General features: G+C 38.5%; 16 protein-coding genes. 9 read left to right on the top strand and 7 right to left on the bottom strand.

Annotation, left to right across the window (positions count from 1 at the left end; all coding sequences use genetic code 11):
• Nucleotides 1-11: 11 nt before the first annotated feature.
• The 3 genes from recO to panB are packed head-to-tail and all read left to right on the top strand — an operon-like array spanning nt 12 to nt 2,459.
• The gene (recO, locus tag ACFIJL_RS01680) at nt 12-758 is read left to right on the top strand and encodes a DNA repair protein RecO (protein WP_375622213.1); all 747 of its coding nucleotides are present in this window, start codon (nt 12-14) and stop codon (nt 756-758) included.
• Between the two features lie 28 nt (nt 759-786).
• Entirely contained in the window at nt 787-1,647 is an 861-nt protein-coding gene (gene panC, locus ACFIJL_RS01675; RefSeq protein WP_375622212.1) for a pantoate--beta-alanine ligase, read from the top strand.
• On the top strand, nt 1,644-2,459 hold the full coding sequence (gene panB / locus ACFIJL_RS01670; RefSeq protein ID WP_375622211.1) for a 3-methyl-2-oxobutanoate hydroxymethyltransferase: 816 nt from the start codon (nt 1,644-1,646) through the stop codon (nt 2,457-2,459). The genes panC and panB overlap by 4 nt, the downstream gene beginning before the upstream one ends.
• Nucleotides 2,460-2,826: 367 nt before the next feature.
• On the opposite strand, the gene ACFIJL_RS01665 is transcribed toward panB, so the two are convergent.
• Nucleotides 2,827-3,447 carry a YfbR-like 5'-deoxynucleotidase gene (locus tag ACFIJL_RS01665; RefSeq protein WP_375622210.1) on the bottom strand — a complete coding sequence of 207 codons (621 nt, stop codon included), beginning with the start codon at nt 3,445-3,447 and terminating at the stop codon, nt 2,827-2,829.
• The gene (locus ACFIJL_RS01660) at nt 3,440-4,312 is read right to left on the bottom strand and encodes a YgfZ/GcvT domain-containing protein (RefSeq protein WP_375622209.1); all 873 of its coding nucleotides are present in this window, start codon (nt 4,310-4,312) and stop codon (nt 3,440-3,442) included. Before ACFIJL_RS01660 ends, ACFIJL_RS01665 begins: the two co-directional genes overlap by 8 nt.
• A gap of 64 nt (nt 4,313-4,376) precedes the next feature.
• On the opposite strand from ACFIJL_RS01660, the gene ACFIJL_RS01655 reads away from it, so the two are divergent.
• Complete coding sequence (locus ACFIJL_RS01655) at nt 4,377-5,705, top strand: dihydroorotase (protein ID WP_375622208.1); 1,329 nt, start codon at nt 4,377-4,379, stop codon at nt 5,703-5,705.
• Nucleotides 5,706-6,114: 409 nt separating this feature from the next.
• On the opposite strand, the gene ACFIJL_RS01650 is transcribed toward ACFIJL_RS01655, so the two are convergent.
• Nucleotides 6,115-6,483: a TIGR02301 family protein gene (locus ACFIJL_RS01650; protein ID WP_375622207.1), complete on the bottom strand. Its 369-nt coding sequence runs from the start codon at nt 6,481-6,483 to the stop codon at nt 6,115-6,117.
• Nucleotides 6,484-6,979: 496 nt separating this feature from the next.
• Between ACFIJL_RS01650 and cysS the strand changes: the two genes are divergently transcribed.
• The 5 genes from cysS to pssA all read left to right on the top strand — a co-directional run bounded on the left by cysS (nt 6,980) and on the right by pssA (nt 12,861).
• Nucleotides 6,980-8,488 carry a cysteine--tRNA ligase gene (gene cysS / locus ACFIJL_RS01645; RefSeq protein WP_375622206.1) on the top strand — a complete coding sequence of 503 codons (1,509 nt, stop codon included), beginning with the start codon at nt 6,980-6,982 and terminating at the stop codon, nt 8,486-8,488.
• Nucleotides 8,489-8,527: 39 nt separating this feature from the next.
• A complete protein-coding gene (locus ACFIJL_RS01640; RefSeq protein WP_375613046.1) occupies nt 8,528-9,199 on the top strand; it encodes a DUF421 domain-containing protein in 672 nt (223 codons plus the stop codon).
• Between the two features lie 114 nt (nt 9,200-9,313).
• A complete protein-coding gene (locus tag ACFIJL_RS01635) occupies nt 9,314-11,197 on the top strand; it encodes an ABCB family ABC transporter ATP-binding protein/permease (RefSeq protein ID WP_375622205.1) in 1,884 nt (627 codons plus the stop codon).
• Nucleotides 11,198-11,314: 117 nt separating this feature from the next.
• Nucleotides 11,315-12,013: a phosphatidylserine decarboxylase gene (locus ACFIJL_RS01630; protein WP_375622204.1), complete on the top strand. Its 699-nt coding sequence runs from the start codon at nt 11,315-11,317 to the stop codon at nt 12,011-12,013.
• Between the two features lie 8 nt (nt 12,014-12,021).
• On the top strand, nt 12,022-12,861 hold the full coding sequence (gene pssA, locus ACFIJL_RS01625; RefSeq protein WP_375622203.1) for a CDP-diacylglycerol--serine O-phosphatidyltransferase: 840 nt from the start codon (nt 12,022-12,024) through the stop codon (nt 12,859-12,861).
• A gap of 68 nt (nt 12,862-12,929) precedes the next feature.
• Here the strand turns inward: pssA and ACFIJL_RS01620 are convergent, their stop codons facing one another.
• The 4 genes from ACFIJL_RS01620 to radA form a co-directional block, all read right to left on the bottom strand.
• Entirely contained in the window at nt 12,930-13,679 is a 750-nt protein-coding gene (locus tag ACFIJL_RS01620) for an SDR family NAD(P)-dependent oxidoreductase (RefSeq protein ID WP_375622202.1), read from the bottom strand.
• A 2-nt stretch (nt 13,680-13,681) separates the two neighbouring features.
• Nucleotides 13,682-15,175: an amidophosphoribosyltransferase gene (purF, locus tag ACFIJL_RS01615; protein WP_375622201.1), complete on the bottom strand. Its 1,494-nt coding sequence runs from the start codon at nt 15,173-15,175 to the stop codon at nt 13,682-13,684.
• Between the two features lie 75 nt (nt 15,176-15,250).
• Nucleotides 15,251-15,832: a CvpA family protein gene (locus tag ACFIJL_RS01610; RefSeq protein ID WP_375622200.1), complete on the bottom strand. Its 582-nt coding sequence runs from the start codon at nt 15,830-15,832 to the stop codon at nt 15,251-15,253.
• A gap of 140 nt (nt 15,833-15,972) precedes the next feature.
• A complete protein-coding gene (gene radA / locus ACFIJL_RS01605; RefSeq protein ID WP_375622199.1) occupies nt 15,973-17,349 on the bottom strand; it encodes a DNA repair protein RadA in 1,377 nt (458 codons plus the stop codon).
• Between the last annotated feature and the right edge of the window lie 6 nt (nt 17,350-17,355).

The raw sequence follows: 17,355 nt of genomic DNA, 5'->3' as shown, positions 1-17,355 counted from the left end.
ATTAAAGTAAAATGAAGTGGAAAGAACAAGCCGTTATTCTTGGTACACGCCAATATGGTGAAACAAGTGTTATTCTTGAGATTATGACACGTGAACATGGTCGTTATATGGGAGTGGTAAAAGGGGGCCGCTCGCGTCGCATGGCAGCTCTTCTTCAACCTGGAAATTTTGTGGAGGCTGAATGGTGGGCGCGTTTAGATGAACATTTGGGACTTTTTCGGCTTGAAGCTCTTGATTTACATGCGGCACGATTAATCTGTCTACCAGAAGCACTTTATGCTTTGCAATTGATAGCTTTTCATTTACGGCTTCTTCCCGAGCGTGATCCCCACCCCATTTTATATGATATTTTACACCTTTTTATGCAGAACTTTGATGAACCATTTGTAAATGCGGAATTGCTGGTACGTTTTGAAATGCGGCTTCTTGAAGAACTTGGTTTTGGTCTTGATTTATCTTGTTGTGCTGCAACAGGTCGTCAGGAAAGGCTTCATTACGTATCACCAAAATCTGGTCGGGCTGTCTGTGAAGAAGCAGGAGAACCTTGGAAAAAAAAGCTTCTCATTCTACCACAGTTTCTTGTACAAAGAATGACTCGTCCTGCTGATTTTAGTGACATAATCAATGGTTTTATACTAACAGGTTTTTTTCTTATGCGTCATGTCTGGGAGCCACGAGATATAAAGCAGCCGTCAGTGCGCATGAATATGATACAATTGTTTGAGCGCCAATTTGGTGTACAGGCATTAATTGGTTGATCTGATAATAATTGAATAGAATGGAAAAATGAAAATTTTAAAGACAATTGCTGAAGTTCGCCGATATACTTCAGAGGCGCGACGTTTAGGTCTTTCGATTGGTTTTGTTCCAACAATGGGGGCGTTACATGACGGTCATCTTGCATTAGTACAGTGTGCAAGGGCAGAGTGTGATCGCGTAGTGGTTTCTATTTTTGTCAATCCAAAGCAATTTGGACCTCATGAAGATTTTTCTCAATATCCAAGAGATTTGAAGGGCGATTGTGCTTTGTTAAAAGAAGCAGGTGTTGAATGTATTTTTGCTCCTTCTGTAGATGAAATGTGGCCACTAGGAAATGATACAATTGTGCAAGTGAAAAAATTATCACGTATTTTGATGGGAAAATTACGTCCGGGGCATTTTTGTGGTGTAACAAGCGTTGTTGCTAAACTTTTTAACATTGTCCAACCAGATAAGGCTTTTTTTGGGGAAAAGGATTTTCAGCAAATTTTAATTATTCGGCGTATGGTTGAAGATTTGGCTTTTCCTATTGAAATCGTTGGAGTTCCTATTCTACGGGAGTCAGATGGTGTAGCTTGTTCTTCACGCAATCAGCTTTTAACATTAGAAGATCGTAAAGCTGCCAAAATTATTCCTGAAAGTGGAAAAGCTGCTGAAAAGCTTTATCATGAAGGTGAACGGTCGGTTGATAAATTATGCAAAACTGTTCGTGATATTTTACAACAAGAAACGCGTGCAATCATTGAAGCGATAGATTTACGGGATATGAAAACTTTATGCGTGGTTAAAGGAACATTGAATAAACCGGCGGTTTTACTTCTTACTGTCCGCTTTGGTGAAGTAAGGCTGATTGATCAATATATATTGCAAGAGAAGGGTGGAAAATGAGTGTACATAAAACTGTAAAGCGTATAACATCTTCCGAAATACGTGCAAGAAAGGGACAACAGCCAATTGTTTCTTTAACAGCTTATCAAGCTTATACTGCGCGGATTGCTGATCCATATTGCGATATCCTTTTGGTTGGTGATAGCGTTGGGATGGTTGTGTATGGGTTTGAGACAACGCTTCCTGTTAATTTAGATATGATGATTTCACACGGGAAAGCCGTGGTGCGTGGATCTCAAAAAGCTCTTGTTGTTATTGATATGCCTTTTGGTTCTTATGAGGAAAGCCCAGAGCAAGCTTTTTTAAATGCATCGCGCATTCTTGCACAAACGGGGTGTGGTGCAGTTAAGCTTGAAGGGGGCGTTTATATAGCGGAAACAATAGATTTTTTGTGTAAACGTGGCATTCCAGTGATGGGGCATATCGGTCTCACACCCCAAGCAATGAATCGTTTTGGTGGTTTCAAAACACAAGGACGCAAGGAGAGTGATTGGCAAAGAATTGAAGCAGATGGAGCAGCGATTGAAGAGGCAGGTGCTTTTGCTGTTGTTTTAGAAGCAATGGTTGAACCTTTAGCGGTGAAACTGACAGATAAGCTTTCTATCCCTACGATCGGTATAGGGGCGTCCAATCAATGTGATGGGCAAGTATTGGTTATGGAAGATATGTTAGGTTATGGTGCCCATGTACCAAAATTTGTACGCCGTTATGGAGACCTTGAACAAGCCATGGAAACTGCAATCAAGAATTATGCAGAGGATGTTACATCTCGTGCTTTCCCAGCAGATAATGAGGTTTATAAACTAAAATAAATTGCAGTTTAAGATGAAAAATTTGAAAAGAAAATATGAGTTGTTTTGATAATAAACGTGCATGATTTCATATATTTTTGTATGTAATTTGAATGCTGTTTTTTTCATTACTTTTATACGTTATGAGCGCATAAATACATATTTTTTGAGGTTTCCGCTGAGAGTATGTTGTAGTAAATCTTTGGGATCGATAATATTTTTGTAAGTTACAGGTTGTAAGAATAGTAATTGTAGAAGTGCAAATTTCATAGAATAATAATAAAAAAGGCGCTGGCTTTATTTTTGTATAAATATATTTGAGCCATGAATGGAGAAAAGCCGCTCTATATTCAATTGTAATGACAAGAAATAGATAATGCGAGGAATCTTAATATGATCTTTGGGTATCCAAGTCATTAAAGCGCATTAAAAATGCGCTTTCAATGTGTTGTGTGGAATAGGGGTATAAATTAAGATCATCGGGTAGAATATTATTGGGAGAGCCAAAATAGCGAAGGGCTTCTTCTGTATTAAATCCAGCAAGCGTAATCGCTTCATAATAGGCAGCAATACGGTCGGCTTGTTTGATTTTTTTTAAAAGTTTTTGAGAAAGATCAACAGGAAGAGAAAAACGCATGTGGATAGCATCTTGGATGCGTTTTTCAGTGTGCTCATATTGTTTTCCTATGACAGCTTTAAAGGGTGAAATCATATCGCCGATGACATATTCCGGTGCATCATGAAGAAGAGCATAAAGACATTCGTTGCACTGTGATTGCGGGAAAAGTTTTTGAAATATTTGTTCAACCACAATTGAATGTTGTGCAACAGAATAAGTGTGTTCTCCACGTGTTTGACCGTTCCAACGTGCCATGCGGGCAAGTCCATGGGCAATATCTTCAATTTCAACATCAAAAGGAGAAGGATTAAGAAGATCAAGTCGCCGTCCAGAAAGCATTCTCTGCCAAGCGCGTGCTTCTCCACTTTTTAATAATTCAGCTTTAGCCATGAGCGTTTTCTATGGTATTTTCAGGAAAGGTAAAATTCATATTTTCAGCAATGCTTATAGTGATAGGAATGTTTTTTACAGTAAAGGGGATGTTATGATCCATAGCATCTTTAACGTGGTCAATACGCATTAAAGCAAGAGCCTCATTTTCTACACATGTTCCCAAGTATCCAAGCACTTTTGTTCCTGCTACAATGCTAGATTGAGGAGTTAATTTACACTGACCTTTTACAATCAAAATACGGCGACGTGCTGCCCGGCGGTGGTGCATACGTGAAACAACTTCTTGTCCAATATAACACCCCTTGTTGAATGCAAGTCCATTGATTTGATCGTAATTAATATCATGAGGAAAGACTTTGCCGACTTCATAATCTTGACCACTTTCTGCAATTGCATAACGGATACGCAATTGATTCCATATGTTATGATATTCTGAAGCCAAAAAAGACATTTTACCATAGATTCGTATTATTTTTTCTTTTTCTGGGAAGCGTTTATCAACAAAACTTGAATCAAAATTTAAAGTATCTGATTCATTCTTCCAAGAAACTGTAACAAGCTCTTGTAATGGTTGTGTAATTTCTATTTTTTTACGCAGCTTATAGAGCAACAGGCGCTTGTGGAGCATATCAGCTAAAGGCATCATAATATCAATCAGATAACCATCTTCTTTTTTGCCGATAAGAAAATCAGCAAGAACTTTTCCTTGTGGCGATAAGAGGGCTCCAGGGAAAATTTCTTGTGGGCTGATTTTTTTTACATCTGTCGTTATCAGGGATTGCAGAAAATCTGTTGCTTCTTCGCCTGTAATTTGAATAATTCCGCGGTTTTTTAAGCAAATGGCATTTTGTTTTTCAATCATGGTTCTTGCCTTTCTGCTCAAAGTTACATAATCGATAAGTGAGGAATATGTAAGGAGCGTGGCTATGTTTAAAACATTTGATACAATTTTTAAAGGTGCAACACTTGTGAATCATGATGGAAAAAGCAAACGTGATATTGGTGTTACAAATGGACGTATTGCTGAAATAGGCGACCTTACATGCGCATCGGCTAGTGAGGTGATTGATTGTACCGGGCTTCATATTTTGCCGGGAATTATTGATAGTCAAGTGCATTTTCGCGAGCCAGGCAATGCATATAAGGAGGATTTGGAAAGTGGCTCGTATTCTGCTGTGTTAGGGGGGGTTACAGCAGTTTTTGAAATGCCTAATACCAATCCATTGACAACATCAGAAGCTACATTAAGCGATAAGGTTAAACGCGCATTTCATCGAATGCATTGTGATTTTGCATTTTGGGTTGGAGGAACACGTGAAAATGCTCATGAATTATCTGAGCTAGAAAGACTTCCTGGTGCGGCTGGAATTAAAGTCTTTATGGGGTCCTCTACCGGTGATCTTTTGGTCGATGATGATGAAAGTGTACGTCTTATTTTGGAAAATACACGCCGTCGTGCAGCTTTTCATTCTGAAGATGAGGCAAGGCTCAAAGAGCGTAAAATACTGCGTATTGAAGGGGATGCATCATCACATCCGATTTGGCGTGATGAAGTTGCGGCATTAAAATGTACGCAGCGTTTGGTAAAAATTGCGCATGAGACGAAGGCACGGATTCATGTTTTACATCTTTCGACAGAAGAAGAAATTGATTTTCTAAAAAAACATAAAGATGTCGCAACAATTGAAGTGACACACCATCATTTGACGCTCACAGCTGATGATTATAAGAAGTTTGGTACATTAATTCAGATGAATCCGCCTATTCGTGAGTCGCGCCACCGTGAAGCTCTTTGGTACGGTGTGCAGCAGGGAGTTATTGATGTTTTAGGCTCAGATCATGCGCCTCATACTTTGGAAGAAAAGCTTCAACCGTATCCCTCTTCACCTTCAGGAATGACAGGTGTGCAAACGACAGCAGCAATTATGTTGACACATGTGAATGCAGGAAAAATATCCCTTGAGCGTTTTGTTGATCTCACGTCACATGGACCTAGCCGTATTTTTGGTATAAGCTGTAAAGGACGCCTTGCTGTTGGATACGATGCTGATTTAACCATTGTTGATCTTAAACGGGAAGAAATTATTACGAATGGCTTAATTGGTTCGCGTGCCGGTTGGACACCTTATGATGGTCAAAAGGTTAAAGGTTGGCCTGTTGGAACGATTATCCGTGGTATGCGTGTGATGTGGGAAGGTGAAATTGTCACCCCTTCACAAGGAGAGCCTGTTAAATTTATAGAAACTTTGGTGTAAACAGATTAAGCTTTATAGGTTTTATTCTCTTATGCCATAAAACATCGTTTTTTAGAGTGGGGATATAGGGCATGTTAGCTTCCTTGGTACATAATTGTTTTTTTAAGTGCGTGGTGAATATTTTCAAGCTTGTCCGTCGAGCCTTTAGTTAAGTAGATCAAATGAGTGAGGAGCCAAGAAGAATCCGTTCAACAAGAACCCAAACGATTTGCAAATCAGCTTTGCGGAGGGGGAAAAGCCAAAGAACGATTTTGTATGAGGAAAAGACGCTATAAGAATAAAAGCGTATCGAGACATTATTCTTTAAACGTCCCTCTATTTTCAGAGTTAATTTATTGCTCCCCGCATTTGTGAAAGGAGTATCATTGATACCGTTAAAATTGAGAGAGATACTTTTTGTATAGATTAATTATTTATAATGCATGAGGAGGTTTTCAGATAAAATTCTTCCTTCCTCAATGTATCTTTGATTGGCTTCAATGGCTGCTTGTGTACAATGATGATAATTTTCTGAGAAAGCACGATACGCTTCATTAAACGCTTCATAAAAATAAGCACGTCTTTGTGGAATGGGGTGTTCTGCTTCAATCAGTGCATTCATATAGTCATACCATTGGTTTGTTGGAGGCTCGCAAAGATTTTGGAGAGAATGCAATGATCCCAAAATTTCTGCTAGTCGGAGTAATTTTTTTTCATAAGGTGGAGATTGTTGTGCAAAGGTTGGCATTGAAATGACAATAAATATTAAAATAATGATGTTCATCAATCTATATTGCATTATTTTTATTGCTTTCTTTGAATAAAACTCTGTAAAGATAAAATAATTTTGTCATGAGAACGCTGTAAAAATAGAGTTAATTGCTACATTATTCTCAATTATTGATTATAAAATATAGGGCGTAAGAGGCAGTAAGGAACCCATTGTAGAATATTGAAAATACTGACGAAGCTTTGTGTAGTTTAAAATTTAAGATTTTCTTTCTGCAAACTATCTATTTTTCACATAGATTTATATTGTATTACCTATAGATTTTTTTCTAAGCTCGTTTTCTTTAAGGAGGGAAAGCATTTCTAATGATAGAACGCTTTTGTCCAATCAAATAAAATAGATTATTTTTATGATAAATGATGGATACAGCCGTGAATCCAATGGGAAAATGGTAAGAAGAATTTACTATAAGATAAAAGTTTTTAGCCTAAACAGTGTAATACAATAATTTGAGATAAGATACATCTAAAAGGATCGGTGCATAATATCGTTCATGGAGTCAATGATGAAAGAGTTGCGATTTTATAATACGCTAACACGTAAAAAAGAAAAATTTACACCAATAGATGCGACAAGAGTACGTCTTTATGTTTGTGGTCCGACAGTTTATGATTATGCGCATATAGGAAATGCACGCCCTGTCATTGTTTTTGATATTTTATTTCGTTTATTGCGTCATGTTTATGGTAATGAGCATGTTCTATATGCACGTAATATTACAGATGTTGATGATAAAATTAATGCACGAGCAGCTTGCGAATATCCAAACTTGTCATTGAATGATGCTATTCGTCAATTAACAGAACGTACATATTCTCAGTTTCAACAAGATACCATAGCACTTGGTTGTCTGTTGCCAACCAGTCAGCCACGCGCTACTGAGCATTTAGAGGAGATGCGCTCTTTAATTGAAAGGTTGCTTGAAAAGGGGCACGCTTATGAAGCCGAAAATCATATATTATTTTCTGTAAGTAGCATAAAAAATCCTCCCCATTATGGGGCTTTTGCAAATCGTTCTTTAGATGAAATGAGGGCGGGGGCGCGTATCGATGTTGCTGCTTATAAAAGGGAGGAGATGGATTTTGTTTTGTGGAAGCCTTCTGTGGAAGGAGAACCAGGTTGGAAATCACCTGCCGGAATTCCTGTTTTAGGTCGTCCAGGTTGGCATATTGAATGTTCTGCAATGTCAATGGCAAAGTTATTAGCACCCTATGGCGGTGGTTTAACCTGTGATGATCCGACCGCCAATGTTTTTGATATCCATGGTGGTGGACTTGACTTAATTTTTCCTCATCATGAAAATGAGATTGCACAAAGTTGTTCAGCTTTGGGGACAGAGCGAATGGCTAATTTTTGGATGCATAACGGCTTTTTACAAGTTGAAGGCAAAAAGATGTCGAAAAGCTTTGGCAATTTCATAACCATTCGTTCTATTTTAGAGAATAATTTTTTGGAATTTAATGGTATTTTAACCGATGAAATGAAGCAAAATTGGGCTGGTTTGTCTGCGCGTTTTTCGATGTTGCAAACGCATTATCGTGAACCATTAAATTGGACAGCACAGCGTTTAATACAATCGAGCAGCGAACTATATCGTTGGTATGAATGGCTTCGCAGCAAAAAGAGTGAGATGAAAAACAATGAAGCAATTGATGATACTTTAATAGATGCACTTAGTGATGATCTTAATACTCCAAGAGCACTGACTCTTTTGCGAAAATTTTATAAAGAAGGAAATGCTTTGGCTCTTGTGAATGGGATGAATTTATTAGGACTGTTACGACAAGAATGGATTAAAGAAATAGACTGCCCGCTATTTATGAGAAAAACTTTCCTTGATACAAAATTTATTGATCAGCGTATTGCCGAAAGGCTACGGCTTATCCATAATAAAGAGTGGGAAGCTGCGGATATAATTCGTGATGAGCTTGCAGCTGAGGGGGTTCTTTTAAAAGATAGTAAGGATCCGCAGAGTGGTGAGCGCATAACCATGTGGGAAATAAAGCGACACTAATGTCTCTATTCCAGCAGCTCCATAAAAAAGGAGAATATGATGGAATTTTTATATCATTATGGATATATCGCGCTTAAGCTGGCTGTAGGTCTTGTTGCCTTCTTATTTATTTTAAGAACGACGGGGCGGGGGAGTCTTAGTCAAATGACACCAGTTGATTTGGTCAGTAATTTTGTCATGGGAGGTATTATTGGAGGCGTTATTTATAATCAGAATATTAGTAGCATTCAATTATTGCTTGTTTTACTCATCTGGCAAACCTTGATTACATCTTTTAATTTTATTGCACGTTATTCAGTTTTTTTTCGTCGTCTTATTGCAGGGCGGAATGTCACATTAGTTTTAGATGGAGTTTTCCAAATGGATAAGATTAAGAACTTAGGGATCAATATTAATGATCTCATTACGATGTTACGTCTTAAAGGGTGTCACTTACATGAAGCTGCTTTTGTTCGTTTGGAAACCAATGGTGATTGCACTGTCATTAAAAAGGAAGAGGGAAAGAAATCGACGATTTTAATAGAAAATGGTGAAGTTATTGATGATGGACTTAAAGAGATTGGTAAAACAAAAAAGTGGCTTCAGGCCGAATTGAAAAAAAAACATGTAAAAGTTGAAAGTTTATTCGCAGCAGAATGGTATGAAAATACAGATCAAAATAATAAATTGTATAGTGGATTATTTCTTGTTCCTTTTTCAAAAACAGTCTAACTTCAAAAAACGGGTAGGTATAGCTTATTGGAAGTATAATAAAGAGATAAATCTATAAATAACCACAGAGGGTATTTTGCCTGTTTGTGCGGATGATAGAGAAGTAAGGACTTTATGAAACGCAATGAAATGACAAAAACTGTATCATCAGATACAGGGAAGACTCTGCACACACTTTACAATTTATGGCCCTATATGTGGCCGGTAGGTCGGCGTGATCTAAAAATGCGTGTGCTATGGGCAATATTTTATCTTGTTTTGGCTAAGCTCGTTCTCATATCTGTACCGTATTTATTTAAATATTCTACGAATGTGCTTGATTCAAGCTTTCAGCTACCTGAATGGTTCCCATCCAGTTGGATTATTCCCATCATGCTCGTTTTGGCATACAATGTCGCGCGTATTATGCAGGCTGGATTAAATCAATTACGCGACTCCCTGTTTGCCACTGTTGGTCAATACGCTGTTCGTCAATTAGCCTATAAAACCTTTGTACATATGCATGAGTTATCCTTGCGATTTCATTTGGAACGCCGAACAGGTGGGCTTTCTCGTGTGATTGAGCGTGGAACAAAAGGAATTGAAGCGATTGTAAGATTTTCAATTCTTAGTACAGTACCGACAGTTTTAGAATTTATATTAACGGCACTGGTATTTTACATAAGTTATGGGTGGCATTATCTTCTCATCGTTGTTGCAACGGTTGGATTATATATCTTATTTACCATTAAGGCGAGTGATTGGCGTATTCGCATTCGACAAAAAATGAATACAGCGGATACTGAGGCGAATACTCGCGCTGTTGATTCTCTTTTGAATTTTGAAACGGTCAAATATTTTGGTAATGAAACTCTAGAAGCCGATCGATTTGATGCTTCTATGGTAGGTTATGAAAAAGCCGCAACGAAGATTTGGACATCGTTAAGCTGGCTTAATTTTGGTCAGACTCTTATCTTTGGTATTGGAATGACGATCATGATGCTGATGTCAGCTTATGAAGTTTTTTATAAGACACAAACTTTAGGAGATTTTGTTTTTATTAATGCGCTTTTAATGCAACTTTCCATTCCACTAAATTTTATTGGTTCAATGTATCGTGATATTCGACAAGGTTTAACGGATATTGAAGCAATGTTTGATCTTTTAGATGTTCAGAAGGAGATCGTTGATAAATCGGATGCTAAACCGTTAGAGATAAGCGATGGGACCATTTGTTTTCATCAGGTAAAGTTTTCCTACGATTCGAGACGTCAGATTCTCAAAGATATTGATTTTGAAGTTCCTGGAGGAAAAACAGTTGCCATTGTCGGTCCATCGGGTGCCGGTAAATCCACTATTTCTCGGTTGCTTTTTCGGTTTTATGATGTTGATGCGGGCTCTATCACAATTGACGGGCAGGATATTCGTGACGTAACACAAAAGAGTTTGCGTGAAGCGATTGGCATGGTCCCACAAGATACGGTGTTATTTAATGATACAATTGCCTATAATATTTGCTATGGGCGTCCAAGTGCTACAGATGAAGAGATGCGCAAAGCTGCTGAAATGGCACAAATATCAAAATTTATTGAAATTTTACCGGAAGGTTTTCAGTCTATGGTAGGAGAGCGAGGTCTCAAATTATCAGGTGGTGAAAAACAACGCGTGGCTATTGCACGGACACTTTTAAAAGCTCCCCCACTTCTTATTCTAGATGAAGCAACGGCGGCTCTTGATACGGCGACGGAACAGGAAATTCAACAAGCATTGGATATTGTAAGCCGTGGACGGACAACATTGATTATTGCTCACCGTCTTTCTACTGTTATCAATGCTGATGAAATTTTAGTTCTTAAAAGTGGTCGTATTATTGAAAATGGGACGCATACAGAGCTTTTACGCAAGAAAGGTCTCTATGCTTCAATGTGGAATAAGCAGCTTGAAGCAACGAAAGCTGAAGAAAAGTTACGTAAAATGCGTGAAGAAGATGAGATGAGTGTTGTTAATCGTAAAAAATAAATAGAGCAAAATGTAATCTATATCTTTATATGGAGTGATTGATTAAATACATAAAAAGACACAAGAGGAACAAAAAGATTTGTTGCTTGTTTAAGTTTACGATGAATAGGAAATTATATGAGTATTCTGCAATCTTTCCATAATAGCTTTGTATCGGTTCATAAAGAAGGCTATCCTTTTATTGTAGCGTTTTTTGTTATTTCGCTCATTCTTGGTTGGATATGGAGTCCGTTGTTTTGGTTTGGTCTCGTTCTCACGGTGTGGTGTGTATACTTTTTCCGTGATCCAGATCGTGTGATCCCTTTGAATTCAAATTGGGTTATGTCGCCTGCAGATGGGCGTATTTCCTTTGTGGAATCATGTGTTCCACCTGAAGAATTAGGATTAGGGAAAGATGAAATGATCCGTATTTCCATTTTTATGGATGTTTTTTCATGCCATATTAATCGTATTCCTATCAGTGGTACAGTAGAGTCTATCATTTATCATCCAGGTCGATTTACTAATGCTGACTTTGATAAAGCTAGTCAGTTTAATGAGCGTAATGGGGTGGTAATTGATAGCAAACATGGTAAAATCGGTATCGTACAAATAGCGGGAATGGTTGCACGCCGGATTGTTTGCTGGTCAAAAGAAAATGATGCCGTTATGACTGGTGAGCGATTTGGATTGATTCGTTTTGGTTCTCGCCTTGATATTTATATACCAACTGAAATGAAATTGCGTGTTGCAGTTGGACAGACAGCAATTGCTGGAGAAACAGTTTTGGGTTCTTTTGATGATAAGAGTGCCACAACGGACTTCAGATACGATTAGGACTCACAATGAAAAATTTTTCGCCATTTTCTTCATTCAATCCTGAGGGGCAGCATGATGAAGGTGCAAATCGGCGACGTTCACCTACATCAATGCGGTATGTCATTCCCAATATCATTACTATTTTAGCAATTTGTGCAGGGATGAGCAGTATTCGTTTGGCTTTTGAACATCGCTATGAAGCTGCTATTTTAATGGTGCTTTTGGCCGCAGTTTTAGATGGTGCTGATGGTCGCATTGCCCGTTTAATAGATGGTAGTTCATCTTTTGGGGCACAGATGGATTCTCTTGCTGATGTTGTAAATTTTGGTGTTACCCCTGCGCTCATTGTTTATTCCTTTATTTTGAATCAAGCGAATCATATTGGTTGGGTTGCTTCCCTTGTTTATTGTGTTGCTTGTTGTTTGCGATTAGCACGTTTTAATGTGATGTTGGATAACCCCAATATACCTAAGTGGCAGAAAAGTTATTTTGTTGGTGTTCCAGCACCAGCAGGAGCATTATTACTTTTATTGCCGACCTATTTAGGCGCTCTTGGTTTGGTCCCCAGTTGGGGGTGGGCATTATTTTTTAGTCTTTATACTGTAATTATTGCTTTTCTTTTGATCAGTCGCTTACCAGTATGGAATGCAAAAACAATTGATCAAAATTTAAGGCGCGATATCGTTATACCGTGCATGTTGATCATTGTTATTTATGTCGGTTTTCTTGCAACTTATACATGGAAAACTTTATTGATTACAGCTGTTAGCTATATGATTTTTCTCCCTTGTAGTTTTATCGCTTATAATAAACGTGCTGCTCTAGAAGAGAAAAAGACTGATGCTAAAGCTATCCAAGAATTATAAAGTGCTTCATTATTCTGTCGAAAAGCACAGAAAAAAGAGAGTCAAATGATTTACTTCTCAGATGATGATTAATCAGGTACATGATAATCTACAAACCGATTTTTATGGACATTAAAGAGTTTTCCAGTTTCCTGTAAATCAGGTGATAACAAATGGACTATTTTTTTTGCAACCTCTTGTGGTGAAGGCAGAGTTTGTGGATCTTCACCGGGCATAGCTTCAGCGCGCATGGCAGTGCGTGTAGCACCAGGGTTGACACAATTAATCTTAATAGGGGTTTGTTTGAGTTCTTCTGCCCAACAGCGGGCAATCATCTCTAAAGCCGCTTTAGAGGCGGCATAAGCTCCCCAGAAAGGACGTGCAACGTGTGCAACGCTTGAGGATAATAGGATGGCTCGTCCAGCATCAGATTCACGTAATAAAGGCTCAACGGCTTTCATTAAGCGCCATTGGCTGAAAAGATTTATTTGAAAAACATCTTCAAATACCGTGTTTTCTATATGTGCTATTGGTGAAAGTGTTCCAAGGATTCCTGCGTTTGCAACGATAATATCAAGTTTTTTCCAGCGTTTAGCAATTGAGATAGCAAGGGTATCGATGTTTTCCATATGATGCAAGTCAAGTGGAACAAGGGTTGCATGAGCCCCTTTTTCTCGGATTTGATTGTCCAATTCAGTAAGTCCACTGACTGTTCGTGCAAGGGCAATAATATCAGCACCATGTGCCGCGAGCTCGAGTGCTAAATAGTAGCCAATCCCTCTTGATGCACCTGTAACAAGTGCAACACGCCCATGGAGACTAAAGTCGTGTTTTCCCATTATTAATCTCTTGTTTTAAGAACAGATGATTGATAAATTTTGGAGAGATTTTCTTGATCAACTAGATGCGTAGGATAATATCCAGTAAAATAATGGTCAGTAAATTGTGGGTCGGCGTTATTCCGTTTTTCCCCTGCTACAGCAAGATATAATCCATCCGTTGAAAGAAATTCTAATGAATCCGCTCCAATAAAATCACACATAGATTTTAAATCTGGATATTGATTTGCTAAAAGGCTTTCAATTTTAGGTGTATCAATACCATAAAAGTCAGGATAAAAAATCATAGGGCTAGCAATGCGCATATGAACTTCTTTTGCTCCTGCATCGCGAAGCATTCGTACAATTTTAAGGGATGTTGTTCCACGTACAATAGAGTCATCAACCAGAATAACACGTTTTCCTTCAATCACAGGACGGTTTGCCGAATGTTTTAACTTGACGCCAAAAGCGCGAATTTGTTGTGTTGGTTCGATAAAAGTGCGGCCAACATAGTGATTACGAATAATACCAAGCTCGAAGGGAATTCCAATTTCTTGTGCATAGCCAATTGCGGCAGGTGTTCCTCCATCAGGAACCGGAACCACAACATCACCCTCACAAGGGGCTTCCTGTGCTAAACGGATTCCCATATTTTTACGTGTTGCATAGACACTACGCCCTCCAACGATTGAGTCCGGACGGGCAAAATAAACATATTCAAACAAGCAAAGTTTTTCTGGTTTTTCATTTTTTGGTTTTATAATTTTTTTAGTAATTTCCCCATTTTTTTGTATTTCACATATGATGATCTCTCCATTTTTAACATCACGGACATATTTTGCTCCAATAATATCAAGAGCACAAGTTTCAGAACAAAAAATAGGCTTACCATCAAGTTCCCCCATCACGAGAGGTCTAATTCCTGTTGGATCGCGTGCCGCAATAAGCTTTGTACGTGTGAGCGCTAACATAGCATACCCACCTTCTACTTGCCGAATTGCATCAACAAAACGATCAGAGGACGCTTCATAACGTGAGCGGGCAATAAGATGAAGAAAAACTTCTGAATCTGATGTTGATTGACAGATAGCTCCAGAAGCGATGAGTTCACGGCGTAATGTGAGACCATTGGTAAGATTACCATTATGCGCAATAGCAATACCTCCAACTTTCAATTCAGCAAAAAGGGGTTGAACATTGCGTAATGCCACTTCTCCAGTTGTTGAATAACGGGTATGTCCGATAGCACGATTTCCTGGTAAGCGTGCAAGTGTTGCAGGGTTTGTATAGTGATCGCCAACAAGACCTAAATGCTTTTCTTGATGAAATACTTTATTATGGTAAGAAACAATCCCAGCTGCTTCTTGCCCACGATGCTGAAGTGCGTGGAGTCCAAGAGCTGTTAATGTTGCGGCATCTTCATGCCCAAGAATACCAAAAACTCCACATTCTTCATGAAGGGTATCATCATCTAATGAAAATTCTTGACAGAAAACATCGCTTTTTATCATCATATTCTTTCAGTTATGATATGGAGGAATCATTAATATCACATTTTACATCATTTAGTTCTCTTTCCTCATGAAAAACTATTCTCTATTTTTTAAAATTATCTTTTCATGAGAGTGTTGCTCATACGTATGTTTATTGCTGTCTTTAAACAAATTTTCCGCCTTTTCGAGAACAGATCCAATATCTTTTGGGAGTATTTCCCAAACTTTTTGTCCCAATGAATCTAAAATAGGCCTTGTTTTTGCATTTTTTAACCAATTGGCTTGAAGCTCGGGTTTAATCAGTGCATTAATCAGCAACATACCGATGACCATGATAAGTAAACCACGAAGTGCTCCAAAAATAAAACCAATAGCACGGTCAAGGATACCAATTCGACTATCAATAATAAAATCAGAGATCTTCATTGTAATAATTGAAGTAATAATGAGAACAATAATAAAAATTGTGACCAATGTTGTGATCAATGCAATCATTTTATTAGAGAGATATTGTTCAAAGAAAGGTAAGACAGGTTTGAATAAAAACAATGTCGTAACAGCTGCAACTGCCCAAGAAATCAACGATAACACTTCACGTGAAAATCCTCGAAGCATAGCAAGAAAAGCGGACAACAGGATGATTATTACGACAATTCCATCAAGGATTGTTATGATCATTTGTTTGTTCCTTATAAATAAAGTTGTGCTCTTTTAAGTCTGTATCAAATATATTTTTGTTTGCCATTTTTTATTCTTATAGCAAGGATCTTTTGTATTTTATAGAGTTTTTTCTATATTATCATAATCTATGGTGAAGATCATTTTTTACTTACGGTAAGAGTAGCAACGAGTTCGGGAAGGTCGGAGAAAGTTTTTTGTTGAAAGTTGAGCGACTTCATCATTTCGGTTGTTGTTGTGGGGTGAAAGGCTCCTTGAAAGCCGAGTTTTTTTGCTTCATTGATGCGCTGTGCTGAATGTGCAACAGCGCGGGTAGCTCCTGAAAGACTGACTTCACCAAAATAGACATAATCCGTTGGCAAAGGGATATTGGCAAGAGAGGATACCAAAGCAGCGGCTACAGCTAAATCAGCAGCGGGTTCTGATATACGATATCCACCAGCCACATTTAGATAGACATCATGCTGCCCAAAACGAATACCACAATGAGCTTCTAAAACGGCAAGAATCATTGAAAGACGATTTCCATCCCATCCAACAACAGCACGTCGTGGTGTTCCAAGGGAAGAAGGAGCAACAAGCGCTTGAATTTCTACGAGTATTGGGCGTGTTCCTTCCATTCCTGCAAAAACAGCAGCGCCTGGTGCTTTTTCATTACGTTCCCCTAAAAATAATTCGGATGGATTTATCACTTCGCGTAATCCTTTATCAGACATTTCAAAGACACCAATTTCATCTGTTGGTCCGAAGCGATTTTTTACAGTTCTAAGAATGCGATAATGATGTCCTCCTTCACCCTCAAAATAGAGAACGCCATCAACCATATGTTCAACGACCCGAGGACCAGCAATTTGTCCATCTTTTGTAACATGCCCAACAAGAACAACGGCGGCTCCTGTTTTCTTGGCAAAGCGGATCATTGCTTGAGCACCGATACGTACTTGTGTGACAGTGCCAGGTGCTGAATCTGCTGTATCTGACCATAGGGTTTGAATCGAATCGATAATCACCATATCAAGGTTTTTATGTTCGCTTAAGGTTGCCAGAATATCTTCAACATTGGTTTCAGCAGCAAGTTTTACCTCTGTATTATTAGCTTCAAGCCTTTGCGCGCGCAGACAAATTTGCGCAATAGCCTCTTCACCTGAAACATAGATGACATTATATCCTTTACGTGATAAAGCAGCGGCTGTTTGTGTCAGCAATGTTGATTTACCAATACCCGGATCACCACCAACAAGGAGTGCCGATCCACGGACAAAGCCCCCACCGGTAACACGATCAAGTTCAGCTATACCAGAATGAATACGTGGAGCATCTTCGATATTTCCAGAAAGAGATGTGAGTGTGACAATGCGTCCTTTACGAGCGTTCTGTTTAGGACCACTTCCTATGCCGCCATTTATATTTTCTTCAACAAGAGAATTCCATTCTTCACAGGCGCTACATTTCCCTGCCCAACGAGAATGGATGGTTCCGCAATTTTGACAGATAAATTGGATACGGTTGCGTGCCATGGTGGT

The organism is Bartonella sp. TT119HLJHH (assembly GCF_042193385.1).
Classification (GTDB): Bacteria; Pseudomonadota; Alphaproteobacteria; order Rhizobiales; family Rhizobiaceae; genus Bartonella.
Note: the sequence above shows the minus strand (reverse complement) of the source record. Positions and strands in the feature narration are given on the sequence as shown.

Excerpts from the sequence above, each read along its gene's own strand:
- recO (WP_375622213.1), top strand. The coding sequence starts at position 12 with ATGAAGTGGAAAGAACAAGCCGTTATTCTTGGTACACGCCAATATGGT.
- panC (WP_375622212.1), top strand. The coding sequence starts at position 787 with ATGAAAATTTTAAAGACAATTGCTGAAGTTCGCCGATATACTTCAGAG.
- panB (WP_375622211.1), top strand. The coding sequence starts at position 1,644 with ATGAGTGTACATAAAACTGTAAAGCGTATAACATCTTCCGAAATACGT.
- ACFIJL_RS01665 (WP_375622210.1), bottom strand. The coding sequence starts at position 3,447 with ATGGCTAAAGCTGAATTATTAAAAAGTGGAGAAGCACGCGCTTGGCAG.
- ACFIJL_RS01660 (WP_375622209.1), bottom strand. The coding sequence starts at position 4,312 with ATGATTGAAAAACAAAATGCCATTTGCTTAAAAAACCGCGGAATTATT.
- ACFIJL_RS01655 (WP_375622208.1), top strand. The coding sequence starts at position 4,377 with ATGTTTAAAACATTTGATACAATTTTTAAAGGTGCAACACTTGTGAAT.
- ACFIJL_RS01650 (WP_375622207.1), bottom strand. The coding sequence starts at position 6,483 with ATGCAATATAGATTGATGAACATCATTATTTTAATATTTATTGTCATT.
- cysS (WP_375622206.1), top strand. The coding sequence starts at position 6,980 with ATGAAAGAGTTGCGATTTTATAATACGCTAACACGTAAAAAAGAAAAA.
- ACFIJL_RS01640 (WP_375613046.1), top strand. The coding sequence starts at position 8,528 with ATGGAATTTTTATATCATTATGGATATATCGCGCTTAAGCTGGCTGTA.
- ACFIJL_RS01635 (WP_375622205.1), top strand. The coding sequence starts at position 9,314 with ATGAAACGCAATGAAATGACAAAAACTGTATCATCAGATACAGGGAAG.
- ACFIJL_RS01630 (WP_375622204.1), top strand. The coding sequence starts at position 11,315 with ATGAGTATTCTGCAATCTTTCCATAATAGCTTTGTATCGGTTCATAAA.
- pssA (WP_375622203.1), top strand. The coding sequence starts at position 12,022 with ATGAAAAATTTTTCGCCATTTTCTTCATTCAATCCTGAGGGGCAGCAT.
- ACFIJL_RS01620 (WP_375622202.1), bottom strand. The coding sequence starts at position 13,679 with ATGGGAAAACACGACTTTAGTCTCCATGGGCGTGTTGCACTTGTTACA.
- purF (WP_375622201.1), bottom strand. The coding sequence starts at position 15,175 with ATGATGATAAAAAGCGATGTTTTCTGTCAAGAATTTTCATTAGATGAT.
- ACFIJL_RS01610 (WP_375622200.1), bottom strand. The coding sequence starts at position 15,832 with ATGATCATAACAATCCTTGATGGAATTGTCGTAATAATCATCCTGTTG.
- radA (WP_375622199.1), bottom strand. The coding sequence starts at position 17,349 with ATGGCACGCAACCGTATCCAATTTATCTGTCAAAATTGCGGAACCATC.